The organism is Haloarcula sp. K1 (assembly GCF_001647155.1).
In the GTDB taxonomy this organism is placed as follows: Archaea; Halobacteriota; Halobacteria; order Halobacteriales; family Haloarculaceae; genus Haloarcula; species Haloarcula hispanica.
This window is the reverse complement of sequence record NZ_LRHL01000023.1, coordinates 485,860-511,501: the sequence shown is the minus strand read 5'-3', so window position 1 is coordinate 511,501 and position 25,642 is coordinate 485,860. Positions and strand designations below refer to the sequence as shown.

17 protein-coding genes are annotated in these 25,642 nt (G+C 55.5%); 7 read left to right on the top strand and 10 right to left on the bottom strand.

The window, feature by feature from the left end; genetic code table 11:
• Window positions 1-29: 29 nt before the first annotated feature.
• Window positions 30-2,012: a long-chain fatty acid--CoA ligase gene (locus tag AV929_RS09930; protein WP_064288161.1), complete on the top strand. Its 1,983-nt coding sequence runs from the start codon at window positions 30-32 to the stop codon at window positions 2,010-2,012.
• Window positions 2,013-2,042: 30 nt separating this feature from the next.
• Here the strand turns inward: AV929_RS09930 and AV929_RS09925 are convergent, their stop codons facing one another.
• From AV929_RS09925 to AV929_RS09905, 5 genes are all read right to left on the bottom strand, one after another.
• Window positions 2,043-2,435 (bottom strand): secondary thiamine-phosphate synthase enzyme YjbQ, encoded by a 393-nt coding sequence (locus AV929_RS09925; RefSeq protein ID WP_014040498.1) that lies wholly within the window; start codon window positions 2,433-2,435, stop codon window positions 2,043-2,045.
• Window positions 2,436-2,524: 89 nt separating this feature from the next.
• Complete coding sequence (locus AV929_RS09920; RefSeq protein WP_050038142.1) at window positions 2,525-5,752, bottom strand: SpoVR family protein; 3,228 nt, start codon at window positions 5,750-5,752, stop codon at window positions 2,525-2,527.
• A complete protein-coding gene (locus AV929_RS09915) occupies window positions 5,749-7,065 on the bottom strand; it encodes a YeaH/YhbH family protein (protein WP_064288159.1) in 1,317 nt (438 codons plus the stop codon). The genes AV929_RS09920 and AV929_RS09915 overlap by 4 nt, the downstream gene beginning before the upstream one ends.
• Window positions 7,056-9,338, bottom strand: coding sequence for a PrkA family serine protein kinase (locus AV929_RS09910; protein ID WP_064288157.1), 2,283 nt, complete (start codon window positions 9,336-9,338; stop codon window positions 7,056-7,058). Before AV929_RS09910 ends, AV929_RS09915 begins: the two co-directional genes overlap by 10 nt.
• Window positions 9,338-11,410: a PrkA family serine protein kinase gene (locus tag AV929_RS09905; protein ID WP_014040494.1), complete on the bottom strand. Its 2,073-nt coding sequence runs from the start codon at window positions 11,408-11,410 to the stop codon at window positions 9,338-9,340. Before AV929_RS09905 ends, AV929_RS09910 begins: the two co-directional genes overlap by 1 nt.
• A gap of 612 nt (window positions 11,411-12,022) precedes the next feature.
• Here AV929_RS09905 and AV929_RS09900 point away from each other — a divergent pair.
• The 4 genes from AV929_RS09900 (at window position 12,023) to AV929_RS09885 (ending at window position 15,931) form a co-directional block, all read left to right on the top strand.
• Window positions 12,023-12,400, top strand: a complete 378-nt coding sequence (locus tag AV929_RS09900) for a DUF5820 family protein (RefSeq protein ID WP_064288155.1) — start codon at window positions 12,023-12,025, stop codon at window positions 12,398-12,400.
• Window positions 12,401-12,432: 32 nt separating this feature from the next.
• On the top strand, window positions 12,433-12,885 hold the full coding sequence (locus AV929_RS09895; protein WP_064288153.1) for a UPF0179 family protein: 453 nt from the start codon (window positions 12,433-12,435) through the stop codon (window positions 12,883-12,885).
• Window positions 12,886-13,278: 393 nt separating this feature from the next.
• Window positions 13,279-14,379, top strand: coding sequence for a polysaccharide pyruvyl transferase family protein (locus tag AV929_RS09890; protein ID WP_230458875.1), 1,101 nt, complete (start codon window positions 13,279-13,281; stop codon window positions 14,377-14,379).
• Between the two features lie 88 nt (window positions 14,380-14,467).
• The gene (locus AV929_RS09885; RefSeq protein ID WP_064288151.1) at window positions 14,468-15,931 is read left to right on the top strand and encodes a flippase; all 1,464 of its coding nucleotides are present in this window, start codon (window positions 14,468-14,470) and stop codon (window positions 15,929-15,931) included.
• A gap of 171 nt (window positions 15,932-16,102) precedes the next feature.
• Here the strand turns inward: AV929_RS09885 and AV929_RS21405 are convergent, their stop codons facing one another.
• Window positions 16,103-17,281 (bottom strand): glycosyltransferase family 4 protein, encoded by a 1,179-nt coding sequence (locus AV929_RS21405; RefSeq protein ID WP_080510070.1) that lies wholly within the window; start codon window positions 17,279-17,281, stop codon window positions 16,103-16,105.
• A gap of 387 nt (window positions 17,282-17,668) precedes the next feature.
• Here AV929_RS21405 and AV929_RS09875 point away from each other — a divergent pair, with 387 nt between their 5' ends.
• The gene (locus AV929_RS09875; protein WP_064288147.1) at window positions 17,669-19,297 is read left to right on the top strand and encodes a hypothetical protein; all 1,629 of its coding nucleotides are present in this window, start codon (window positions 17,669-17,671) and stop codon (window positions 19,295-19,297) included.
• Window positions 19,298-19,589: 292 nt separating this feature from the next.
• Here the strand turns inward: AV929_RS09875 and AV929_RS21400 are convergent, their stop codons facing one another.
• Together AV929_RS21400 and AV929_RS09870 are read right to left on the bottom strand one after the other, a co-directional pair.
• Window positions 19,590-20,507, bottom strand: coding sequence for a hypothetical protein (locus tag AV929_RS21400; RefSeq protein ID WP_230458874.1), 918 nt, complete (start codon window positions 20,505-20,507; stop codon window positions 19,590-19,592).
• A gap of 32 nt (window positions 20,508-20,539) precedes the next feature.
• The gene (locus AV929_RS09870) at window positions 20,540-21,460 is read right to left on the bottom strand and encodes a glycosyltransferase family 2 protein (protein WP_080510069.1); all 921 of its coding nucleotides are present in this window, start codon (window positions 21,458-21,460) and stop codon (window positions 20,540-20,542) included.
• A gap of 54 nt (window positions 21,461-21,514) precedes the next feature.
• On the opposite strand from AV929_RS09870, the gene AV929_RS09865 reads away from it, so the two are divergent.
• Window positions 21,515-23,122, top strand: a complete 1,608-nt coding sequence (locus AV929_RS09865) for an alkaline phosphatase family protein (RefSeq protein WP_080510072.1) — start codon at window positions 21,515-21,517, stop codon at window positions 23,120-23,122.
• A gap of 16 nt (window positions 23,123-23,138) precedes the next feature.
• Here the strand turns inward: AV929_RS09865 and AV929_RS09860 are convergent, their stop codons facing one another.
• Both AV929_RS09860 and AV929_RS09855 read right to left on the bottom strand, forming a co-directional pair.
• Window positions 23,139-24,251, bottom strand: coding sequence for a glycosyltransferase family 4 protein (locus tag AV929_RS09860; protein ID WP_255359474.1), 1,113 nt, complete (start codon window positions 24,249-24,251; stop codon window positions 23,139-23,141).
• 16 nt (window positions 24,252-24,267) lie between these two features.
• On the bottom strand, window positions 24,268-25,533 hold the full coding sequence (locus AV929_RS09855; RefSeq protein ID WP_064288141.1) for a sulfatase: 1,266 nt from the start codon (window positions 25,531-25,533) through the stop codon (window positions 24,268-24,270).
• Window positions 25,534-25,642 lie beyond the last annotated feature (109 nt).

Genomic DNA, 25,642 nt, shown 5'->3' with positions numbered 1-25,642 from the left:
GGATGGCCTAGTGAACACTGCGGTATGACATGACCGCAGGCAATCACTCTGACTGGCGTCAGGCCGAGGAAGCGTATACTGACGAAGTCATCGGCGACGACACGCTGGGCGAAATGTTTGCCGCAAGCGCGGCCCGGAACGCTGACACGACCGCCCAACTGTACAAGGGTGGCGTCTACGACCGGGCACTGACTGACGACGTGATACCGGCGGCTCCCGACGGCGACTGCGCCGAACTCAGCTACGAGCGGATGCATCACCTGGTCAAACACTTGGCTGCAGGGTTCCGCGACCTCGGTGTCGGCCCGGACACCCGCGTCGGTATCCTGGCAAACACGCGGATGGAGTGGGCGCTGAGCGACTTTGCCGTTCTCTCTGCGGGCGGGGTGGTGACGACAGTGTATACGGATTCCTCACCGAACCAGGTCCAGTATCTGCTGTCGGACCCGGAGGCGAGCGCTGTCGTCGTGGAGAACGCTGCGATGCTGGACCGCGTTCTTGCTGTCGAGGACGCTCTCTCGCTCTCGTTCATCGTCGTCATGGACGATATCGATGTGGACCGCGAAGACGTGTACACACTCGATACAGTGTACAAGCGCGGCGAGGAGACGTTCAGCGAGTCGGCGTACCAGTCCTGGCTTGACGAGCGCGACCCCGACGACCTTGCGAGCCTCATCTACACCTCCGGAACGACAGGCCAACCGAAAGGGGTCCGGCTCACTCACCGCAACTTCCGGTCGAACGTCAACCAGACGCGCAGGCGAATCGGGCCACGACCGGACAAGTCGTCGGACCTGCCGACCGTTACCGCCGAGACGCGTTCGATAGCGTTCCTCCCGCTGGCACACGTATTCGAGCGCCTCGCGGGTCATTTCTTCATGTACGCCTCCGGCGCGGCTGTGAGCTACGCCGAAAGCCCGGATACGCTGGCCGACGACCTCCAGACCGTCCAACCGATGACCGGATTGAGTGTCCCCAGAGTCTACGAGCGTATTTTCGACAACATGCGAACGCAGGCCAGCGAGTCCCCGCTCAAAAAGCGGATTTTCGACTGGGCGATGGACGTAGCCCGCGACTACGCCCGAACCGACGACCCTGGACCGATACTCACAGCGAAACACTCGCTCGCAGACCGCCTCGTCTACAGCACCGTCAAAGAACGGCTCGGCGGGAACATTGAGTTCATGGTCAGCGGCGGCGGCAGCCTCTCGAAAACGCTCTGTGAGACGTTCCTCGGGATGGGGCTGACGATACTCGAAGGATACGGGCTTACGGAAACGTCGCCGGTTTTGACGGTGAATCCGCCAGAAGATATCCGTCCCGGAACGCTGGGAGCCCCGCTACCTGCTGTCGACATTCACATCGACACCGGTGTCGTCGACGCCAGCGAATTCGATGACGTCACTGGCGACGTGGGCGAACTGCTCGTCGACGGCCCGAACGTCACGCAGGGGTACTGGAACGCGCCCGATGCGACGACGCGGGCCTTCACGGAGATCGACGGCACCCAGTGGTTCCGAACCGGCGACATCGTCGAGCGGACCGACGACGACTTCCTCATCTACCACGACCGCCTCAAGGAACTGCTCGTCCTCTCGACCGGAAAGAACGTCGCGCCACAGCCCATCGAAGACCAGTTCGCGACGAGCGACCGAGTCGACCAGGTCATGGTCGTCGGCGACGACCAGAAGTTCGTCGGCGCGATAATCGTTCCGAACTTCGAGGAACTCCGCCGGTGGGCCGACAGCGAGGGCGTCGACCTTCCCGCCGATCCCGAAGCACTGGTCGAGGACGACCGCGTCCACGCGTGGGTCCAGACTGCCGTCGACGCGGTCAACGAGGAACTCGAACGCGTCGAGCGGATCAAGTCGTTCGCGCTCGTCTCCCGGGAGTGGACCGCCGAGAACGACTTGCTCACGCCGTCGATGAAAAAGAAGCGCCGCAACATCCGCAGCGCGTACCGCGAGAAACTCGCAGAGATATACGGCGAACAGCAGGTCGAGGCTGTCTGACTGGTAGTCGTCAGTAATGCTGTCGCCGCCTCAGTCGGTGACGACCACGTCGACGGCTCGTTCTCGCGGCCCGTCGCAGTCGACGAGCAGCACGGACTGCCACGTCCCCATATCGAGGCCCCCGTCGCGGACGGGAATCGTCTCGCTCGGCCCCACAAACATCGCCCGGACGTGTGCGTCCGCGTTGCCGTCCAGTTCGTCGTGGTCCCACCCGCTGTCCGGGACGAGGTCCCCGAGTGCGTCACTGAGGTCACCGAGCAGCCGCGGCTCGGCCTCGTTGACTGTGATGCCCGCGGTGGTGTGGCGGACGAACACTGTACAGGTCCCCTCGGCGTCTTCGGGAATCACGTCCCGGACTCGGTCGGTGATGTCGACTACCGAGAGCTGGTCGTCAGTCGCGACAGTGAACCGATTCGTTGGCATATCTGCGCCCACGAGCGGACGGAACTCAAGCGTACCGCTACGCTCAGCGTCACAGGTCGGAAAACGCGGCCTCGTTCAAACTCCGCCCTTCAGGCAAGCCACTCGTCCGGCTTGGTGTTGTAGTCGATGTCAGTTGCTGTGAGGTGTTCGACCTCGGACCAGTCGACATCGGTGACAGTCACTTCGTCGCCGTCGTAGCGGATGCGCTTGCCGACCTCTTCTGGTTCGGGTTCGCGGTCGCGGCGCTTGGCGACCTCCACGTCGTGGTCGTCGAACTCCTTGACGATGGTCAGCAGGTTCACCGGTCGGCCCCAGAGTTCGAAGGTGCGCTTGAGCACTTCCTTGGCCTGGCCGATGTCGAGCATGACGCCGTTGTACTGATGAGCGAGCAGCAGTTCGTTGCGGTTCTGGTAGTTACCGTCCTCGACGACGACGGTGGGCTTCCCGAAGTTGGTGAACTGCAGCATGAGCTTCTTCTTGACGTCTTCGTGGTCCGTCGAGGTCACCCGGTAGTCACCCGAAGCGTGGGTGTACTCGTAGGTAAAGTAGTCGTTGTCGTCGACGAACTCCTGGGTGAGGAACTCATCGAGGAAGGTCACGTCGTTGTGGCTCTCGCGGATCTCCCGCATGCGCTCCCACCCGCGGGTGTAATCCACGTCGTCGAGTGCGTCTTCGACGCTGTCGTAGCGCGAATTGTCGAACATGTAGCGGGCGGTCCGCTCCAGTTCCTCCTGCCCAACCCGGGAGACGAAGCCGCGGTACTGGGGCTTGACCAGCGAGTAGTGGCGCTGGGCCAGCCCCTCGTAGGTCAGCACCTTCCAGGGGTACTGCTCCACGTCGAACTCGCCGTCGCGGGCCGCCGCCAGCCCGTCGCTATCGACCCGCGGGTCCTCGGGGTCGAGGTCGTCGAGGTGGTTCGGGACAGCAGTGAGCCACGCCGGCGGTTCGAGGTGGTCCTGTACCATCTTGTAATCGACACTCTCGTCGAAGTTCCGCCAGGTGATGCCCTCGACGCGGAGCAGGCGCTCGATGACCTCGCGGCGGTTCTCCGTGTTCTCGACGTACTCCCAGATCTCCAGGCCGAGGCTGTAAGGGTTCAGCCCGCCCGACCCGAGCACCTTCGACATGTGGTCGGAGTAGAGGATGAACTCGTCGTCGCCGGCGAACTGTTCGCCGGTCATCATCGTGGATTCCCAGTAGGAGTTGTGGTTGACGAACCCCGCGGCAGCGTACCGATGCGTCTCCTCAACGGAGATATCATACACATCTCCGGTGCCGGTTTCGACATCGACAATTTCGTCTGTCCACGATTCAGTTTCGAACCAGGCGAGTTCATCGAGGTACGTCGACAGTTCCGTCGCTTTTGCCTCGTATCCGAACCCGATTTCGTCGGCGAAGGTGTTTGCAGACGCACCGGTGAGATGGACGTGATAGCAGCCGTCCGACTGCTCCCGCCGTCGGCTCAGAACTCCGAAGTTCGTCAGTAGTAGCTGAACCCTTTTCGAGAGATCTTCGCTCTTTGTCGACAGGATCGCACCCTGCTCTCCGGCGTACCCATCGGCGTCGAATAGACCGCGAATGAATTCGGCGACCACCTGTTTCGGCGACCGCAGAATCTGGTCTGGGACCGTTTTTTCAGCAGCAGCGACACCAGTTGGGAGGTCGAATTCCTCAGTGAGCAAGTCACGGAGATTCTTCGAATACGCGTAGACTCGCCACCGTGACTCCTGCCGTTCGACCGTCGCTTCGATACCGAACAGTTCCGAGAGAAGCCCAGCGAACTCTTCCGCATGGGCCTGTTTACCGGATGTAAACCCGATATGGCGGGAATTCGACGGAACGTGTCCGTCTCCGATTAACAAACCGAGGAATCGCCCGAATAACTCATCAACGGTTTCAGGGATGCGGATCGACTCTCTGTTACTCAACCCAGCGTTACCGCCTTCTTCGTAGCCGTCGAGTGCGCGGTCGATAGCCTCAGCCTTTTCGGCGCTACCTGTACGCCGATACCGCATTACGGTCCAGACGGAGACACCCGCCTCATCAGCGACGTCATTCAGCGACGTGTATTCCGAACAGGTCCACTCGATTGGGACGTTCGTCTCGGGCCACGTCCCGTTCCCGCCAGTGACGGCGATTTCATCGCCAGTCTCCAGTTCATCAAGTCTGACCCAGTCTCCATCGGGCTGACGCACACGGTGATTGTTCGATCCGGTCAACTCGAACCCACGACGTGTCTCTATCGTCACGGTATCGTGGTCCGGGATAATGTTAGAGTCGTACACTTCGCGTGCTTGTTCACCATCGGAGACGGTGACATGGTCCGATACCACGTCCTCCATTGGAACTAACCCATCAGCCGTGAAAACCGGCGTCTCAGGGTCTACACAGGCCCAACCCTCGTTCATCACCTTCGTCATTTTCTGCGGCGCAAAGTAGTAGGCCTCCCGTCGGAGCAGTTCCAAGAGTTCCGTCTGCCAATCTTCCATCTCGGTCGCGCGTTCGGCGTCCCCGTCGTACTGCATGCCGTGTTTCCGGAGGAAGCCGAGCACGTCCTTCTCGGGTTCGGCGGGGAACGTGACGTTCTCGTCGTCGTCGCGCTGGGCGTCCAGCCACTCCTCGTCGAACACCTGCCGTTTGACCTCCTCGGAGAGTTCAAGATCATCCAGCTGCTCGGTCACGTCCGCCCCTTCAATGTCCTCGAACTCCTCGGGGACCGTCTCGACCGGGCTGTAGGGAATATGCTGGTCGATGTTGTCCTCCAGACAGAGGACGTGGTCGATGAACCGCTCGACCTCGGCCCGCTCAATGTCGGGGTCTTGCATGTACTCCTGGATGGTGTCGCCGTGGCGGGCGAGCATCCCGGCGGCGTCAGGGCCGCGGCGGCGGTCCTCGCCGGACGCATCGGTCGTCGTCCGGGAGGAGCCGTCGGTGAACATCCGGAACCACTCGTTGTTGGCGAAGAAGTCCGCGTGGGCTTCGACGTGGGTGATGACGGCCTTCTGGTCGGCCAGCGTGTTCGACTCTTGGAGGAACGCGTGGGCCGGGTCGTCGTTGTTGACGATCTCGAAGGCCTTGCCGCCGAGGAACTGGCCCTGTTTCTGCTGGCGGTCGTACTGCATCCCCCAGCGCCAGTGCGGGTAGCGCTGCTGGAACCCGCCGTAGGCGATGAGTTCGTTCATCTCGTCGTAGTCGACGATCCAGTAGTTCACCGGGTACGGTTTCAGCCCGAGCTTTCTGGCGAGATTGCCAGCCTCCTCGACGGGCTCGTCGAGGTCGTCGGCCACGCGCTGTTTCGCGAATCTGTCGTCGTTCATTGGTCCTCCGTACTGAGTATGTCGTAGATGGCGTCCACCACGTCTTCCGGCGAAGAGACGTACGCGACCGCGACGTTGTCGGCGTCGCGGAAGTTGCGCTCGACCTCCTCGGCGTGGGTGGCGTTGATGGCGTTGCCGCTCGGCTGGGTTTCCACGTACGCGTGGAGGTTCGCCGGGATCTGTTCCATCAGCGGGATTACTTTCTCCTCGGTGTCGTTCGAGGAGTTCTCGCTGTCGCCCGCCGCGAACACGTAGCGGTTCCACTCGCTCCAGGGGTACTCCTCTTCGAGCACTTCGGCGGCGAGTTCGTACGCACTGGAGATGCGGGTGCCCCCGCCCGAGCGGATGCCGAAGAACTCCTCGCGCTCGACCTCCCAGGCGTCGGCGTCGTGGGCGATGTAGACGAACTCGGCGTTGTCGTACTTGCCGGTGAGATACCAGTCAAGCGGCGTGAACGTCCGCTCGACGAGTTCGCGCTTCTTCTGGCGCATCGACCCGGAGACGTCCCGGATGTTCACGACGACGACGTTCTTCTCGCGCTCCTCGACGATTTCGGGGTAGCGGTAGCGCTCGTCCTCGCGACGGAACGGGATCTGGTCGACGCCCTCCCGGCGGATGCGCTGGGACGTCTCGACCTTCTCGACGTTGTCCTCCATCTCCTCGATGGAGTCCCAGACGCCTTTCTCGTCGTCGGGCAGTTCCTCGTAGGCGTCGTCGATCCACGCCTTCGAGACGGGCATATTCTGCTCGCGAGTCCACTCGTAGACGGTGGCAGGGCCCCAGCCGTCGACTTTGAGCGCCTCGCGGACGTAGTCCTCGTCGAAGTCCATCGCGAGCTTCCGCTTGAGCCCTTTCTTGAACAGCCGCTCGAAGTCGAGTGTCGAGGAGGGGCCGGTTCGGGTGATATCGGTAAAGTCGCCCTCCTTCTCCTCGATGACTTTCTTGCCCTTCGGTTCGAGGTCGAGCCCCAGTTGCTCGTCGAGTTCCTCGGCGAACTCCTCGGGGTCCATCTCGTAGTACTCGTGTTCGCCGCCCTCCTCGCCGGGTTCGCCGTCCTCGTCACCGTCGCCGTCGCCGGGCTGGGGTTGTGGCTGGCCGACCGGGTCGCCCGGTTCGGCGCCTTCGCCCTGGCCGACGCCGCCCTGGTCGCGCTGGTCGTACTCGAACTCGGGCAGATCGACGATCTTGATCGGGATGCGGACCGAGTCCCCGCGTGACTGGCCGAGGTCGCCGTACTGGATGAACTCAGCGAGGTCCTGTCGGCGCTCCTCGCCCACGTCGCGGTACCGTTCGAGGTCGTCTTTCAGTCCCATCTGTAACTCACCTGGCTCATGACGTGCCGGCTCGTCAGCTCAGCCGACGCCTCAGTGTAGTCGAACATCTCGACCATGTTGTCCAGCGTCTTCGCCTTGAGGCGGGCCGTCTCAGTCCCGGACGGTGGGTTGTCCCACTGCCCGGGCTCGAAGTCCGCGTAGGTGCGCTGGATGTCGTCCCAGTCGTAGCTGCCGAGGACGGTGTTGATGACCGGAATCTCCTTGGGGTTCACGTCGCCGACGCGGAACTCCTCGTCGCGGCGCTGCCACGCGTGGCGGTTCAAGGCGGTGATAATCTTGTCCGTCCGGAACTGCTCGACGGCGTGGTCGGGCTCGTTGCCGTCGTAGTTCTTCTCGTCGAAGCGGCCCAGGTGCTCGATCTCGAACACCTTCATCTTCAGCGGGTCCGGGTCGACGAGTTCGCCCCGCTCGTTCTCGATCTGGTCGTCGGACTCCCAGGCGTAGACGTGCTCGATGTACTCCTCGACGGTCGCCTCGTCGACGCGCTTGTCCCGCATCATCGCGTCGAGCACGTCCTGTTCCTGCTGGCCGAAGATGTAGTTCTTGACGGTCACGACCCGTTCCTCGTACTCCGTGGCCTCGCCCGTCGAGAACACGGGGGCGTCTTCCAGCCCCTCGGCGACGGCGTTGAGCACGTCCCGGGGCATCAGGACGTGTTCGACCGGGAGGTCGGGATGGTGTCGGTCCTGTGGCTCGTGCAGCAGGTCGGCGACGATATCTCGGACGTAGGTGACCGGGATGCCGTGGTCGCCGTCCTCGGCGGTGGTCTCCAGGTCGTAGTCCTCGATGTCGACGCGCTCGTCGCCCTCCATCAGGTAGCCCCGGTCGAACAGCAGGGCCTTGTCGACGAGGTCCAGCCCGGTCGGGATTTCGGCGCTATCGAGCCGCGAGACGACGGCGTACAGCGCCGCGGACTCGATTGTGTGTGGGGCCAGCTCCTTGTCGGTCGCCGTCTCGACTTGGTCACGGACCGAGATGGTCAGGGGCTCCTGGATCCACGTCTCCAGTTCGTCCCAGGTCTCGGGGTCCCACACCTGCGTCTCGTTGGTCAGTTCCCGCCGCAGGAGCTGGGCTTCGAGCGAGAGGTTCGTCAGGTACGTGAACTCGTGTTTGTCCAGTCGCCGCTTGAGCGCCTTCAGCGGGTCCTGGCCCTCGCGGTCAGCGTGCTTGTTCAGCTGGGCCTCCAAGTCCGGGTTCGAGATGATGATGAGCTGCGTGTCCACGTCCATCCCGATTCCCTTGTCGAGTTTGACGTGGGACTCGTCGGGCACGTTCAGCAGCTTCTGGAGCAGGTCAGCGTGCTGGGCGGCGTCCTCGACGACGGTCAGCAGGCCGTTGCCCTGGGAGAGGACGCCGTCGTAGCTAAACGCCTGTGGGTTCTTGCGCCCCCGCGAATCCAGTTCGCGGAGCATGCCGTGCATCCACGAGCCGACGAGCCGCTCCTTGGGCGTGCCATCGTCCTCGGAGTGCAGGATGCCGATGCCGTGGCCCACGTCCACGACGAAGTTCTTCACACGGAGGTGAGCGGGCTGGGTGACCGCCGAGAACAGGTCCGTCTCGCCCTGCCGGCGGTACTGTTCTTCGAGGAAGTCGTAGGCCTCCCGCGAGAACGGGTCGAGTTCGCCGTCGACGCGGATCGGGATGTGGTCGTCGAGGCGCTCGTTGACCTCGGCGAGCAGATCGGTGCGGACGTCGTCGGGGAACACCGTCAGCGGGTGGGCCTGGACGGGGCTCTCGTACCAGTCGTCCTCGTCCCCGACGGCCGCGTTCCCGTAGGTCATGCTGGTGGCGTTGCCGCCGGCCCCGGCGACGTTCCACTCGACGGTGTAGCGCCGCCCCTCGGGCGTCTTCGAGTACTCCCGCAGGCCGTTGATGAGACAGCGTTTGAGCTCGGACTTGCCGGTCGCCGTCGGTCCTTCGAGCCAGATGATCTTCTCGTCTTTCCCGCGGCCCGCCGCAATCGAGCGGAGGTCGTCGACGAACGCGTTCAGGACCTCGGTGTTACCGAGGATGGCGTGTTCCCCGTCGTTGTGCGGGTCGTCGAAGAAGCGGTAGCGCTCCTTCTCCTCGCCCTCCTCGATGACGATCCGTGTTCCGGCGTCCTCGATTGCATCGAGCAGGTACTTCGAAGCGTGGGCTGCGACCTGGGGCGTTTCGAGGACGGTGTCGACGTACTCCGCGAGGCTCATCGGGGCCTCGTAGGCGGCGTCGAGTGACTCGTCCGCGCGGTCGATGTACTCCTCGCCGGTCATTACTCTTCCATCTCGCTTTTGGCGACCTCCGCGCCGGCGAACTCGAGGACTTCCTTGGCGCCCTCCTCGGAGTAGCCCTGTTCGATGAGGGCGTCGATCCACTGGTTGCGCTCCTCGTCGTCCATCTCCGAGCTGGAGACCAGCGCGGAGAAGTTGATGTTGTGTTTCTTGTCTTCCCAGAGCTTGCGTTCGAGGGCACGGCGCAGGCGGTCGTTGTCCTGTGGGTTGAACGTATCACCCTCGCGGGCACGCCGGGACACCCAGTTGGACACTTCCTGCCGGAAGTCGTCCTTGCGGTCCTCGGGGAGGTTGAGCTTCTCCTCGACGGAGCGCAGGAACTGTTCGTCCGGCTCCTGCTCGCGGCCGGTGAGTTCGTCTTCGACGGTCGCGTCGTCGATGTAGGCCATGACGTGGTCCATGTACTTCTCGCCCTGGCGCTGGATCTCGTCCATGTCGTAGGCCAGCGCGTGGCGCACGTCCTCGATGGCCCGCTCCTTGTACTCCTCGCGGACGAGTTCGAGGAAGCGGTAGTACTTGCTGAACGACTCCTCGTCGATAGAGCCGTGGTTCTCGAGGTTGCCCTCGAGGTGGTTGAACGTCGTCAGCGGCGAGAGGAAGTCCCGGCTGCGGTGCATCGAATCCATGATGGCCTCGGCGATCTCGTCGCCGATGAACCGCGGGGAGACGCCGTCCATCCCCTCGCCGATGTCGGCCATTTTCTCGGCCTCCTCGCGGAGCTTCTTCACGTCGACGTCGTCGGCCTCGTCGATTTCACCGTTGTAGGCTTTCGCCTTCTGTACGAGGTCGATGGACTCGTTGTCCGGCTCCTCGATGCGGGTGAGGACGCCGAACAGGCCCGCCATCTCTAGGGTGTGTGGCTCGACCTGGATGTCCGGCAGGTCGGCGTTGCGTAGCATCTTCTGGTAGATGTTGGCTTCGGCCTCGTACTGGAGGACGTACGGGAAGTCGATGCGCTTGGTCCGGTCGTTGAACGCCTCCATCTTCTCGTCGCCCTTCTTGTCCCGGTACTCGGGCATGTTCGTCCGGCCGACGATGACCTGGTCGATGTCGATGCGGGGGTTGTTCTTGGGCTTGATTGTCTGTTCTTGACTGGCGTGGAGGAAGTCATAGAGGAACTCCCGCTGGAGCTTCAGCAACTCCTCGCCAGAGAAGATCCCGCGGTTGGCGTTACAGAACGCCCCGGAGTAGTCGAACGCGCGGGGGTCGCTCTCGCCGTAGATGGCGATCTTCGAGTAGTTGACGTCGCCGGTGAGTTCGGTCTCGTCCTGGTTCTTCTTGTCTTTGGGCTCGAACGTCTCGATACCGCGGCGCTGGTTCTCGTCCGCGACGAAGCGGATTATCTCGATGTGGTTCTCCAAGACCGATTGGAGGTCGTCGTCGTACTCGGCCAGCAGCCGGTCCATGTAGAACTCCGAGGCGGGGTCAAGCGACTGCTCGTTCCGGATGGTGTAAGGCGCATCGAGTTCCGCGTTGATGTCCTCGATGACCTTGTCCCGCTGCTCCTGTGGGAGGAGCACGAGCGGGTCCTGGTTCATCGGCGACCGGACCACGTCGTCGGCAGGGTCCTGGTCGTGGATGACGTCACAGAGGTTCGTCCAGCGGAACGTGTACATCCGCCCGTCGTCCCGGCTGGTGTAATCCTCGAAGTAGCGCCGGACCTGCCGGTCGAAGTCAGACTTGCCCGACCCGACCGGCCCCAGGAGGAGTTTGATGCGCTTCTCGGGGCCGAGTCCGCGAGCGCCGGATTTGACCTTGTTGACGAACTCGTGGATCGCCTCGTGGATGACTCGCCCGTAGAAGGTGTTCTCGCCGTCGTTGAGCGGATCTTCGCTCGCCAGTTCGTACTCGACCACGCCGGCCTCCTCGTCGTAGGTCTTGCCGTAGTAGTCGAACATGTCCGCCACGCGCTGGTGGGCGTTGCGGGCTACCTTCGGTTCGTCGTACAACTGTTGTAGATACCAGTCGAACGTGTTCGTCTTCCGGAGGTCCGCCGGTATCGTGTCACGGTACTCCTTGCTCAGCGCTTCGAGTGTCTCTTTGTTCTTGCTCATGCTATCTCAGTAGTTCGTCGTGGCTGCAGGCGACCGCCGACTGTTGCGGGACGGTCCCGGGGCTGTGTGGCTACTCGTCGTCGGTGCTGTCCGCTGCAGATGTGACCGCGTACAGCCGCCGAATCACCCTTCGCTGCAGGGTGACGCGTGTGCCCTTCCATGGCTGACCTGCCGGGCGGAACACGGGGACTGCTCCGACCTGCTGTGGTAACGGGAGACAGTGTGGAACTGTTTCCGATACTATTTACCGTACGAACTCTGTTCGTATAAGAACTTTGCCCTCTTGTGGGTATACCGCCGATAAATTCCGACGCCGTGATAGGCCGAACACGGGGATGGTGGGCCATATGTATGTTAGCGTGCATCATTGGTTTCGAGTTGGATTTATATACTGTGTCGGTTGTCAACTGTTCTCTTCGGTGTGTCGGCCAGTGTTTAGCGCTGGATTGATGTGAATCTGTTGCTGGTTTGATTGGCGACTGAGAACGGCCCACACGATATTGTGGCTTGACGTATCGACGTTGCCGCCGTCAGCACGAGTGTCGGTATCCGGGCCCGGCGGATTTCGGGACGGACCAGCGGATTCTTGCCGGTCCACGCCAATTCGACGGTATGGACCTGTCGGCCCTTCCCGAAGACTGGACGGTGTGGAACGAGACCGACGACAAGCTCATCCTCGCGTACCGCCCGGACATCTTCGACTCCGAGCAGTTTCCAGCGCCGTGTCTCCCGACGATCTATCTCACGCGCGGGAAACGAACCCGACGCCCCGGCGCTGACCGGACCGGGGAGCGCTGGTACGTCACCTTCTATCTGGAGCCCGAAGTCGAGCGCGACGCCGACTCCTACGAACGCCGCGACACTGCCGTCGAGGGTGCCGTGGAGCTGGCGACCCGGTTCGCCGACGGCGAGCTGGACTACCGCTCGCTGTATCAGGTCCCCCGCGAGGCGTATCTGGACAAACTGGACGAGCTGACCGGGCGGTCATGACGCTTTACCGTGGCGACACTCTATAACCCAGTATGACTACTGTCACGCTCGTCGGGACGCGCCTCGCCGAGGCCGGCGAGGAGTTCGTCTACCGCGGCGAAGCCAGCGGCTGTGAGGGCTGTCCCTACCGCGACCAATGCCTCAATTTGACGACGGGGAACCGCTACCGGATTACCAGCGTCAGACAGAGCGGCCAAACGCTAGACTGTGCTGTGCACCAAGATGGTGTTCGCGCTGTCGAGGTTGAGCCCGCACCGATTCAGGCGAACGTGCCCTCGAAGGGCGCGTATGCTGGAAGCAAGGCCTCGCTGATGGGTCCCTGTCCTCACACTGAGTGTCCGAGCCATCCCTACTGTGAGCCCGCCGGTGCTGAATTTGATGAAGAGTATCGGATTGACGAGATTATCGGCGATCCGCCCCACGACTACTGTATGCTAGATCGTGACTTGACGTTGGTTGAGTTGGAGGCAGCTGAGGATGGTTGAATACTCCCTCAAGCATATATTATATTGATCTATTCAGACTTTGTGCACTGTTAGCTCGCGGACGGGCAGAGTCGTGACGGCTATTGTAAAGCTAGCATTGATCTGGGACCAAGGGATCAAATCGGTACGCATCGGCGAGCGACCCCTGATAGTAGCCGATACAGTTCCGGTCAGTCCAAGTATGCGAATTAGTGGTCAGGGCATTGCCTATGCGGCGGGTCGGCTTACGCCGGAAAATACTCACTCAGGCGGACGTGTGGCGGCGGTCAGCAAACCCGTTCCGACCTCGAAACACACGGTCTCGCGCTACTCCGAAGGATTTTCCCGAAACGCAGTGGAGGATATCGACACTAGATCCACCCCTGAACACTGCCTCACCGGTGAACGAAGCAAATGGATCAGTACAAAAACAATTATTGCGTGAAGATTAATAGTACGCTTGAGGAGCAAATTCTCATGTTTCCAACGAATTCTCTTAGGAAGGCAGCGCGTGACCCTTCTGCTGCGACCCAGTATCTTTGGAACAAATCCCAGAACGAAGTGAGACGTCGGATTCCCCATGAGGTCGGAGTTCAGGGTAGCTACGAAACGGGGAACATCGGAGACAGAGCGCTTGGAGAGCAATTCAAATCACAGTTCAGCCAAGAAGGTTATCGGACAAAATTATTCGGACATCAGACAGTTAGCAGTAATGCTCCCATCCGGATTCTGGGTGGGGGAGGGGTTCTCCATGATTGGTATGGATCCGAGCACTTAGAAAGGCGTTTGGATTACGTGAGCGGCGGTGAAACGAAATTGATTCTGGGTGTTGGAGTACCGGGCTTTAAATCAGAAAAAGCGCGGTCACTGGCGTCGCAGGTACTCCCAGAAATGGATATGATTACCGTACGCGACGAACGTTCAAAATTGAACATTAAAGCTGTCTGTGACGCAGATATTACAGTAACGGCATGCCCCGTATTTCTGTATGAGGATCCACAAGTTGACACGACAGGCCGTACAGGCGTGAATTTCCGTCCGTACTTCGATGAGAAGAAAGATATGCCTGATAGTGCTCTGAAAGAATACTTCGGCTATGACGACACCGAAGGTGCTACCACAGCATACATTAAGAACGCCCAACTAATTTGCCGTCAATTGGATGACCCTATATTCATTCCTTTTACCCCGGGCGACGAAGAATTCGCCCGTAAGTACTTAGATATTCCAATCTATAACTACGAATTTTCTGTGAAGAAAACCCTCAGACGGGTATCTGGTGTTGAGCGAATGGTTGCAACCCGGTACCACTCCCTCATCTTTGCAGCTATCTGCGGCAAACCAGTGCTACCAATCGCCTATGAACCGAAGGTTGAACAGGTGGCTGAGCGACTTAACGTACCCTATTATAAACCTCATAAGGAAGTAACCGTTGAATTCGCGGAAGTTTCTAATATCGAACGGCTACGGGATGCTGCGCGAAAGAACTTCGAGATCGCTTCTCAATCTTTATAATATACCCCTCTAGTCAATCAGACAGGATTCGATTTGTAGAGTAATTCATTCAAGTTAAGTATCGGTAGAACGACGTATTTCCCGCACCATGACCTCACTGCTACGTTCGATTCTCTCTATTTTCTCTGGGAAAGTTGTGGGGATTTTAATCAGTTTGGTATTTACTCCTCTTCTCGTCCGCCTTCTTTCTCAGGACCAGTATGGGGTCTATGCAAGTGTTTTCGCCGCGTTCAGTATTGTAACTCTCCTCGCGAAAGGTGGACTATTTGATGCAACAAGGAAAACAGTCGCCGAATACTCCACTGATGTGAGCGCAGTTTCGTCTGTAATTACAGTTTCCCTATTTTTGAGTGTCGGTTATAGTATAGTCGCCGTATTATTCACCTTCTTTGCTGCAGACCTTGGTATCATTCCCCCAAAATATGCCCAATTTGTTCTAGTGCTGTCCGTTGTGATCATTTTCGGCAACGTGTTCAGTATCGTTAAGGGATCTTTCTATGGACTTCAGCGAGAATCAATTACTGAAGTCCTGCAGGTTGGACGCCGATTGTCGTATACGATTCTTGCATTATTGTTTGCGTATATTGGATACGACGTACTAGGTGTATTTACTGCATATGCATTCTCTTTCGTTCTTTTGGGGACAATCGGCCTAATTATACTGATAAAGAACACGTCATACCATCTGTCTACAAAGATACCAATCAAGCAATACGGTGGGCAAATCGCATCATTTGGGGGGTACCAATTAGTCGGCGGAATCAGTGCTACGTTGCTATACAAATCTGATATACTTCTGGTTGAGTTTTTCCATGGCACGGTACCCGCTGCTCTATATCAAAGTGCGATAGTGCCCGCTGAGATGATCTGGTTCGTGCCGTCAGCAATTCAACTAGCGTTTCTACAGCATACTGCAAGTCTCTGGGCCGAAGGAAAAACCGACAAGATTACCCAAAGGCTACAGACGGGCGTTAAATACGCGATATTGTCGTTAACGCTCTTCGGAGTGGGACTTTTTGGACTCGCAGGACCGTTTCTCAGTGTTTACTTTGGTTCAGACTATGTTGGAGCAAAAATGACCTTACAGATACTTATATTTGGGACTTTCTTTTTGGGAACTACACGAGTTGTAACACCAGTACTCCATGCAACGGGCTGGGTTCGACAATCCGAATTCGTCACCGTAGTCGGGCTACTTATAAATATCGTGTTAAACGTGACTCTCATACCTCGATACGGGATTGTCGGTGCTGGAATCGGAACTGGACTATCTTACGTCGCCATATTCGTCGGGAATGTGACTCTGTGGAAGTATTCCCAGTTTGATGTCGTTTCGTTGAAGTGGGTTGGAAAACTCGCAACAGCACAAGGAATCTTCGCAGTTTCGTTCCTCGGAATAATCGGACTTTCAGACACTTCATCGTGGGTCTCACTGCTTGTGTTCCCACCAGTAGGATTGATACTGTTCCTCGGAATCAACGTCACCGCCGGTTATATCCCGGTCCAATGGGTCCGGCCACACTTGGAGAGGGTAAAAAAATACTTTTGCTAGCCGCTTTGTTCCTCTCCCGAGACCAACACTATTCCCAGTAACTCACGAAGCGCTCTTAGCCGCTTGGTTCTGAAGCACGAGTTCCGTGTCGAAGCGCATCTACTGTCAATTTTCACCGAGCAATCTGTTCCTCTGGACAGATCTAGCAGAGTAATCTCTTCATTTATATACTCACTCACAACCAAGAATCTCGTTCAATTTTGATTCGGCATGCGTCTTTGTGGTGGGTACATGAGTGGATGATGGGGTTTTATCATATCCAATCAATTTGACTAATCCACTAACCCATGCGTCCAACTTCGGCGCAATCACTTTGACTCCATCTTTGTTTCCAATAACCTCTTTAGCAAAGGCGTCGGTAGAGAGGGCTACTTTTGTTCCAGAGCGGACTGCTTCTAAGGGAGTTAGACCGTACGACATCCACCCGGGGCAGGCGAACACCTCAGCTTCAGAGTAATAACTTGACAGAATCTGCTCATTTATGTATCCGGCAAATACTACATTCTCTCTTATGTTCAAATCTGAAGCAAGGTTTTTTAGATGACGCTCCTCGTCGCCTGTCCCTCCTATAACAAGTCGTATATTCTGTCGGAAATTAAGCAACTCGGCAAATGTTCGGAGCAACAAGTCGATCCTTTTTCTGGCATCCAAGCGGCTGACGCTAAAAATGAAAGGCTGGTCTACAGGGACCTCGTTTGTCAGTTCCTTCTCTACACTCACGTCGCTTACCCCCGGTGGATTTACAATTGGACTAACCCCGTACAGACACTCTAATTCACGAGCAACCTGATACGTATTAACGAAAACAGTGTCGCAACTTTGAAGCGCTAATGCTTCAATTTTCTCTTCGCTAAATTTCTGTAACCTTTCAGATAAAGAGATACTACTGACGGACCAGAACTCAGAATGTCCCGGCACATCTGAAATGATATCTTTCGTACAATCCTTCCACATATGGGCTGTACGATTCGTTTTATTTTCAAACCAAAAGAGAGAGCCGTGGACGTGTGTTGCAAATACCGGACTAATAGAAATTGTAGATAGTGCCAGCCAAGTCTCTTTCTCGCGATAATGGGCGATTACAGCATCTGGTTTGATCGATTTTAACAGCTCCCTTATGTGTCGTGCATGTGATAGGTGTGTTGATACGGTGCCACCTTCATTAATGGGATACTGATGGACGTTGATAGAGTCCAACTCTCCATAATTGGACAGTACTTCTCTGTCGAAGCTATCCGTTAGAATGTGCACTTCATGTCCTGCTTCAGCAAAGTGAGTTGCATCAGACACAATCACACGTTCTGCCCCTCCAAAAGTATCCAGTGATAATGATGTTATACAAATACGCACTGTTCCATCCTGTCTGCAGGAGTTAATAAGATTTTTGTTACAGGTGTCGGCCTCCGATGCTAAGTCGTGGATTCAAGCGCTAGCCTTCGGAGTGGTCTGTCACAATGTCTGGGAGTTGCCTCTAGGCCTGAGTTTTGTAGCAAGAGTGGTGATTCCATTCTTAAGCTGCCGGAATCAATACTTACCAATACTCGAGAGACGCAGTGTGGGTCAGACCAGTAGAGTACAGCTGGGGCTGGCCTACCACTTGCCAAGCGATACAGTATTTTGCTTATTTAGTAGATCGCTGGGGTACCCCATTACGCAAAGAAGGTACTACTCCTCACAAATTCTCTTCCACGCTACAGCACCGTGAGCATTATATGAGTTAGGCGACACAAACGCCATGTGAATCGAGATCTGAAAGTATACTCTATCATCGGCCTCCTGCTCATGAGTCTGACATTCTTCACGACGTTCTATTGGTCAAATCCACCTATCCTTGTAGGGTATATCCTTTTGATAGCGATTTACGGATTCGCACTTGCAGAAAACAATGTGGTCTCACGAACGAATCCTGCTTATCGACATTTTTTCATTCTTGTTCTTGTCCCACTCGTCCCCTTTCTCATTGTCATTGACCCGATTGAAGTTGGTCTCGTAGGTCACGATCCATATTTTAAAATGCAAAATGCGCTCGATTTAGACGGTTCTGTAACTGGATTTGTCGACAGTGTACTCTCATTTCCGCTGTTCTTTATATTATCAATGCTTCTAAGGGAACTCTTGGGTGTTCCACTAGAGTCACTAGCTAAGTATCTCCCACTTCTCGCTGTTAGCATTCCCTCGATCTACTATTTGGGGCTCAAACAGTATATAGGTGAGCAGAAAGCCTATCTATCCGGGATTGGAGTCGCGAGCATCCAAACATTTTTATTCTTTCACTCTATGTTCCACGAGGAATCGCTTGCTGTGACATACTTCTCGATGTTTGTCTTATTTACCGCTATAGCCGCTCGGACGGAAAAAAGGGTCTTGGTTTATATTCTCATAGTTGCAGTCGTGTTTACCCACCATTACACTGCTTTCATGATGTTTGTATTCCTTGCGATTTGGTGGACCGCAGATTGGAGTGACTATGAGGTCATCACTCGATTGTTCGCGCTCAGGTCATCCCCATCTAACTACCAGACGCCGTCCTATCTCCTGGCTGCAGTCCTCTCAATTGCTATCGTAATTTATCTCCTCTATCCATTTGCTGAAGTGATCTTAAGAGGCATTGTGACTAGTTTGGTCATTGAGGGACCGACAGAACAGGAGGGAGCCGTGGTTTCGACGTCTGCGTCATCACTAATAGAAATAATTGAGTCAATTGGTGGGCGGATTGCAACTGTTTTACTCGTCTCTGTAGCCTGTCTTGCAGTTGTCAGCCGAAAGAAAATCACTGACTGGGAGTTCTCGTGGGCGGTGTTTGGTGGTGGTGTGGCTGTTATCTATGTTCTCGCTCTCGTAGCGGGCCAACTAGTCAATCTGAGTGCGACTCGATTTTACTTTTTTGTTTGTCTCTCACTGCTCCCAGTCGCAGTTTCGTATCTTTGGAGCGACACACAGAGATCAAAGCAACTGTTGACTTACAGTGTCCTTATGATCTTTATCGTGCCACAAGTGTTTGCGCTGGCACCGGCACTTGTTTACACAGATCAGTCAACAGGATACCCCTACCACGGCCATTATACCGCTCAGACACACCAAGCAACCGAAACCTATGCAACGTATCGCCCTGCTAATTCAGAGGTTATTGGATATGAAGGAGAACTCTGGAGGACAACAACAGGGACTTTCTTCCAACGATTTACTGAGCCAGATTGGCCGTTTGTTCAATGTGAGAATGCAGTCTACATTTGGAAGGAAGCACTGGAAGGCGAGTTCGGCGTGGAACGCGGTCATATTGAAGCACCGTATAATAAGTTTTACTCGGCGGGACAGACCTCCCTTTCGAAATGTACAATTCCCCCAGGATTACAAACCTACAGTTGAATCACAATTAATAGATGTTAGCAGTGTGTCATAGAATGCATCTCACGCTCTCTACTTGGCGATTATACAGTCATAAACTTTCGTTTAAGACTGTGCTTTCGCTATTCGCCGGTTCTATTCAATATAGAGACAGTGGATCATAACTGTCGAGAACTATTGTATGACAGGCTCTGTTAGGATAAATCAGCGCTGTTTACTTAGCGATGAAAAGTGAGGCGGACGAATTTCTTGCTGGTCGATGGCAGAGATTGCCCGCCTCAACGGTCATAGAGAATCTAGTATGCTGAAGTCGCTACACATATCCCAGATCTCGTAACTGTTCTTGCACCCGACCTTCGTCTGATTCCCCAATTGCCGTCACACTTCCTTCAGTAATTTCTCTTCTTGACCCTGTTTCGTGAACCAACCACGGAATTTTGACAAGAGGGTTGTCGTGGACCCCAATGTGGTGACCGTAGTATTTGACTGGAATGGGGGATCCCCGTTCCCCCATTAGTTTTCCGTGGTCAGATGTGACCACCGTTCGCCCATCAATCTCCGGTAGCAGGTCTTGAATGTACTCTTGGACAATGTCGAATGTTTCTGTATAGGCATCCCACCACTCGTCGTGTGAGATGAAATTGTGCTGTATCTGGTCCCATGTAAATTCGAAGAGAGACTCGTCCTGTGTTCGATTTGGTCCGATTACTAAATCGCTAGCAGTAGGCCCAAGAAACGGACCATGCGGTTGATTATAGTGGAATATTAGCCGCTTATTGGGATAGGTCTCCAACGCGTCAATTGCTGCTTCTGTCATCCGATCTGGCGGAACATTCTGAATGTCGTCATCCCACTTTGTTTCCCACAGCGAAACAACATCATGGAACTCAGTATTGAGCTCATCCTTGAGTCTCGCTATCTGTGGATTTGCCGAGACGTATACTGTGTCAGGGAAAGAACGCTCTCGTAAATTACCCCGAAGAAACTCGACAGTTCCACCGCCACGCGAAACTTTTGACCGCAGTTCACCAGGCAGATCATATCGATCACGGAAGAGATCATATCGACAAGCATCAAGAATAATGAGAGTATCCCAGTCTTCTGTCATCACATCGACGCCTTCAGTGTTGTAGTCAGTATCTCCGCGAAATCTGTTAATTAATCTATTAACCATCATCATCCCTTCGGACGGGCGTACCGTGTTCCGTATCACTTGCTTGGCCGAAACCATTTCTAACCGATAGAACTCAGTAAAATCACAAATTAGTTCTGCTTCAACTGATTTTGATAGAGGGAATATAATAAGCCGTCACCGAGAGAAAACACAAAGGCGATGAACGCCATGTAATTCATTGGATAATATTTAGCTGATTTAATTGCGTACTTACGAGACTTATCGAAATTCCCCGTAGCAAGACCATATCTGGCTGCATTGAAGAAGTTTTCAGAATATATCTTTCGACTCTTCAGGGCACCACGTCGTTGGATTTCGGTACTGTATTTATTCAGAAACTTCGGCAATACCTTCTCAATTGAACCGAAATCCTCGCTTATCCGGCTTTCGTCACCGCGATGATGATTGACCAGAAGTTCCGAGACCGGAATAAATGAACAGTACTGGGATAGTCGAATATACCATTCTTTGTCCTGCCATATTGGGAACGATTCATCGGGCAGACCTGCAACTTCGATTGCATCGGCATCAACCATGACTGCAGAAAACGAACCAACCACATTCTTGTAGAGAAGTTTTGTCGTGATATCTTCTACCTCGTCCGGAATGGCTTCTTTAATAGTTTTCCCATCACCGCCAATATGCCTGATACCCGTATAGACAACTCCTGATCCAGATTCCTGTGCTGCACTCACCTGCTTCTCAACCTTCTCTGGCTCCCAGGTGTCATCATCATCTAGGAAGGCTATGAACTCACCTGATGCCCTTTCGATTCCTGAATTTCGTGCCGCATTCGCACCGCGATTCTCCTTGTGTCGTACGTATTGTACATTACAGGAAGACGCGTACTCCTGAGTTATGGGTTCCACTTCTTGTTTCGAATGGTCGTCAACGACGATAGTTTCAATATTACTGTAGGTTTGTCTTTCGATAGAGCTCAAAGCGCGCCGCAATCGATTGGGGCGGTTATATGTTGGAATAACCACGCTAACTTTTGGTTCCGAACTCATCAAATGCGAGAAGTTATTCAAGGTACAAATGAATATACATTCTGGAAGACAATAATGGCGCAAAAAGCGATATTGGTCGGGCTAGACGGCCTCGACTTTGCGGAGATTTCGCCTTGGCTCAATGACCACTCACTGAGCAATCTCTCTTCATTGGTGGCGACAGGTTGTCAGAGTGAACTATCTAGCACTCAACCTCCTTGGACACCTTGCGCGTGGCCCTCCCTGCTCAGTGGTCGCAACCCAGGATCGCATGGCGTTTTTGACTTCTTCACGAACGACAGTTACGAGAAGGCCCTCATCGATCGACCGGCCGTCGACGCACCGTATATCTTCGAAACTGCCGCGGAAGCCGGGAAGACGCCAATCGCGATCAACTATCCCGTCACCCATCCCGCTCCGGAACTCGAACGCGGCGCCGTCGTCCCCGGCTATCTGGCCGCGGAAGACGTCGAGTTCTCGCCCCCCGAACTCCGAGATAAGTACGAATCTGAGTACGGAAAGTATCGGATCTACCCATCATACGGCACTGACGATGATCCGGTCGCAGAGTACACGGAAGTTGCTCGCCACCGCCGCGACATGGCCCGCTTCCTCGACGAGCGCTACGACTGGGACTTGATGGCAATTCAGTTCCAGGTCACCGACTCGATCTTCCATGATCTTGATGATCGTGAGCAGATCCGGCAGGTACTCGAAAACGTGGACGAGTTTGTCGGCGACATCATTGACCTCGGCGGAGAGGATCCATTGGTCTTCATCGCTTCCGACCACGGGATGGGTGACTACGACTGGACTTTCTACGTCAATTCTTGGCTCGCTGAGAACGGCTATTGTGAGACCACGACCGGAGAGGAACAGTATTTCAGACAGGCTAAAGACGAACTGAAAGGCGAAAGCGGAGAGAAAGGCTCCTCTAGCATCATTTCAGCTGTTGGGGCCGCTGCTTCTGCCCTATCAGCAGTTGGCCTCTCCCCCCGACGGATTCATCAAGGGCTCGGTACGGTCGGCTTAGATAAGACCGTTGAGCGACTGTTACCAGAAGATGCGCTAGTGGCCGCCCAGAATCAGGTCGTTGACCACGAGGATTCGGTCGCCTACCAGCTCTTGTTCAACAGTCTTGGCGTCCATCTGAACGTTGAAGGGCGGGAATCGAATGGGCAGGTCTCTCCCGAGAAATACGATGATGTTCGCAAGGAACTGATCAATGACCTCTCGAAAGTCCGAGATCCAGATGAAAACCTTGTGTTCGACGACGTCCTCCCCCGTGAGGAAGTCTACGAAGGCGAACACTTGGAGGACGCTCCAGATATCGTACTTGTTCCACGGGACTATCAGTACGACGTGAGCGGCTCCATCGTAGATACCTTCCGTCGGTATCCTCACAAAAATCACAAGCCCGAAGGAATTCTCATCTCGAATCGGGACTTGGAAATAGACCCCGAAACAGGTGCGTCTATTTATGATATTGCACCCACTGTCGCGGCTGCACTTGGATTGCCCGTGGATAGTGAAACCGACGGAGAAGTGCTAGGTCCGTTTGAGGCGGACGAGCGAGTCGATTGGGATGAACTCGCTGGAGAGTATCGTGAAGTAGCGGACTCTAAGAGTGGCCCGACCGACGATGTAGAAGATAGACTTGCCGACCTCGGGTATATGGAGTAAATACAGAGGAGAACTATCAGGCGATGTCAGTGTAGAGTTGGTGTGTACGCTCCGCGACACCGTCCCACGAGTACTCCGCTTCAACTAACTTCCGTGCGTTCTCTCCCCACTTACAGGCTTTATCAGGATTATCAAGCGCAAATCGAAGTCCGTCAGCCAACTCATCGGGGGATTTGGGTGGGACGAGATAGCCTGTCTCTCGATGATCGACGAACTCTTCGATTCCTTCAACTGAGGTCGCAATGACCGGCGCACCGGAAGCCCAAGCCTCCAGCAGCGTAAGAGGGTGTCCCTCCCAGACAGATGGCAGTACGAAGACACCTGCCGATGCATAGTGTCTCGTGACTGCCTCGTCGGAAACGCGACCTTCGAATATTACTCGGTCGCTCACATTCAGATCGTTTGCAAGCTCAACCAGCTCCTCTTGTTTGGGCCCGGTCCCAACGATAATCAGGTCCGTCTCCGGGAACTCTGATTCAAACTGTGCAAATGCACGGATCAAGTCAGAGACACGCTTTTTCGGTGCGAGGCGACCAAGAAATAGGATATCTGAACTCCGCTCCAAATCACCTGAGAAACGGTCTAGGTCAACGCCGTTGGGAATACAGCTCACGTTTGGATGGTGGTCAGCAAGCAGACCGACGTGTTCGTTGTTGACCGAAATTACGTGGTCGTAGTCGAATCCGAGGACGAACTGCCGTTCGATACGTAGTTTGGCACCGGCGAGCTTCGACGTGTCTCGACCAACACCGGACGTGATTGCAGTTCCATGTACGGTAAATACGGTCGAAGCGTCCGTTAATACCTTTCCGAGGCGAGTCGGCATCGCGGGTAGAAATGTGTGGCCGTGGATGATATCATAATCACCGGCGAGCAGTTTGGGGAGTGGTGTCACCATCGAGGCGATACGGCCAACGGGATTCCAATACTCTGTACAGGGGCCAAGTCTATGCAGCGTAACTGCACCGCCCGCGAACTGTTCTGTTTGTTTATACTGGTCTCCGTCTTGCTGGAGAGCGCGGGTGTAGATATCGATCTCGTGGCCGAAGTTCTCCGCAAGTGCCACTGATAGTTCCTTCACATGAACAGGGCCTCCACCTGTTCGTGGCCACCAGTCGTCCTGTAACATCGCGATTTTCATCGAATCATTCCTTGTAACCCAGTGCACTCAACCGACGTTCGATTTCCTCATCTACCTCATCTTCGTCACCTTCCTCTTCGTCACTTTCCAGTTGAACTCGTTCGGTAACGTGTGCTTCCAGATCTTCGCGGAGTGAGCGGTTCGAACACGCTCCGAACTCAATCGAACCGCTCTCACGATCGCGCTCACAGAAGCAGGACCCTTCCTGTGTCCGAAGCGCGTATCGACGAATGTGGCTGTGTTCGTCCTCACCGCGGGCTTGGAGAAACACCGTTCGGTCAGCATCCAATTGGTCTAGCAACGATACACGTTCAGAATCAATATCCAGCCCTGCAATCCGTTTGAATGTACTCACGATATCTAACGTGCTTACCGGCGTCTCTACTGTTCTATCAGCCCCGTCGGGTTCCCGAACGAACAGCGGGATATGCGTTATCTCATCGTGGAGATATCGCGGGTGCTCGTAGTAGCCGTGTTCACCGAACGCATCCCCATGGTCAGCGGTGACCACCAGTAGCGAATCCTCCAGCAAATCCCGGCTTCGGAGTTCGTTCAGGAACTCACCGATATGCTCGTCGTTGTAACGGATTTCAGCGTCATACAGATCAATCAACAGCTGACGTTCTTCCTCGGTAATCGATTCCGGCTTATCAATAGCACGCTGGTACAGCGACTGGGCGTCGCGGCCAGACAATTTCTTGTCTGCATACAGCGTCGCGTACTCACCTGGTGGCTCGTACGGTCCATGGGTGTCCATGTAATGGTTCCAGAGGAAGAACGGGTCGTCAGAATCCAGCGAATCAATCCACGACAGCGACCGCTCGTTGATCTCTTCGGCCCGAGCATAATGGCGATTTCGTAGTTTGTCAAGTGCGCGTTGGGCTAGGGCGACGAGTTTGTGCTGGCCGAAATGAAGATCGTCGTCAAACTTATCGAAGCCCTGATCGAATCCATATGCTCTCGAGACGAATGGATTGGAATGGAATCCACCAGTAGCGAATCCAGCTTCCGAAAGTTGGGAAGCGATTGTCTCCGTTGCAAGCCGGTAGCTATCGTTGATTGCCACATCGGGGTACTCCCCGGTCAACAGCGCAGGGACCGCTTCGCGTGTGTGTGAACTCGCGCTGTAGGCATTTGTGAACCGAATACTCTCCTCAGCAAACTCATCAAGTACAGGTGAAGTCTCACGGTGGTAGCCATAACAGGAGAGGTGGTCAGCACGAAGTGCATCCGCAGAAAGCAGGATGATGTTCCGCGGGGAAGAAGTCATGTATCCGACCTTTTCTCCGGATATGATTTTATTCTTCCGAAGCTAGTAGTTATTGTGTCCTGAATATCAGGTGACCAATTAGCGAAACAAACCATCAGTTCCGTGGGTC

Excerpts from the sequence above, each read along its gene's own strand:
- AV929_RS09930 (WP_064288161.1), top strand. The coding sequence starts at position 30 with ATGACCGCAGGCAATCACTCTGACTGGCGTCAGGCCGAGGAAGCGTAT.
- AV929_RS09925 (WP_014040498.1), bottom strand. The coding sequence starts at position 2,435 with ATGCCAACGAATCGGTTCACTGTCGCGACTGACGACCAGCTCTCGGTA.
- AV929_RS09920 (WP_050038142.1), bottom strand. The coding sequence starts at position 5,752 with ATGAACGACGACAGATTCGCGAAACAGCGCGTGGCCGACGACCTCGAC.
- AV929_RS09915 (WP_064288159.1), bottom strand. The coding sequence starts at position 7,065 with ATGGGACTGAAAGACGACCTCGAACGGTACCGCGACGTGGGCGAGGAG.
- AV929_RS09910 (WP_064288157.1), bottom strand. The coding sequence starts at position 9,338 with ATGACCGGCGAGGAGTACATCGACCGCGCGGACGAGTCACTCGACGCC.
- AV929_RS09905 (WP_014040494.1), bottom strand. The coding sequence starts at position 11,410 with ATGAGCAAGAACAAAGAGACACTCGAAGCGCTGAGCAAGGAGTACCGT.
- AV929_RS09900 (WP_064288155.1), top strand. The coding sequence starts at position 12,023 with ATGGACCTGTCGGCCCTTCCCGAAGACTGGACGGTGTGGAACGAGACC.
- AV929_RS09895 (WP_064288153.1), top strand. The coding sequence starts at position 12,433 with ATGACTACTGTCACGCTCGTCGGGACGCGCCTCGCCGAGGCCGGCGAG.
- AV929_RS09890 (WP_230458875.1), top strand. The coding sequence starts at position 13,279 with ATGGATCAGTACAAAAACAATTATTGCGTGAAGATTAATAGTACGCTT.
- AV929_RS09885 (WP_064288151.1), top strand. The coding sequence starts at position 14,468 with ATGACCTCACTGCTACGTTCGATTCTCTCTATTTTCTCTGGGAAAGTT.
- AV929_RS21400 (WP_230458874.1), bottom strand. The coding sequence starts at position 20,507 with ATGGTTTCGGCCAAGCAAGTGATACGGAACACGGTACGCCCGTCCGAA.
- AV929_RS09870 (WP_080510069.1), bottom strand. The coding sequence starts at position 21,460 with ATGAGTTCGGAACCAAAAGTTAGCGTGGTTATTCCAACATATAACCGC.
- AV929_RS09865 (WP_080510072.1), top strand. The coding sequence starts at position 21,515 with ATGGCGCAAAAAGCGATATTGGTCGGGCTAGACGGCCTCGACTTTGCG.
- AV929_RS09860 (WP_255359474.1), bottom strand. The coding sequence starts at position 24,251 with ATGTTACAGGACGACTGGTGGCCACGAACAGGTGGAGGCCCTGTTCAT.
- AV929_RS09855 (WP_064288141.1), bottom strand. The coding sequence starts at position 25,533 with ATGACTTCTTCCCCGCGGAACATCATCCTGCTTTCTGCGGATGCACTT.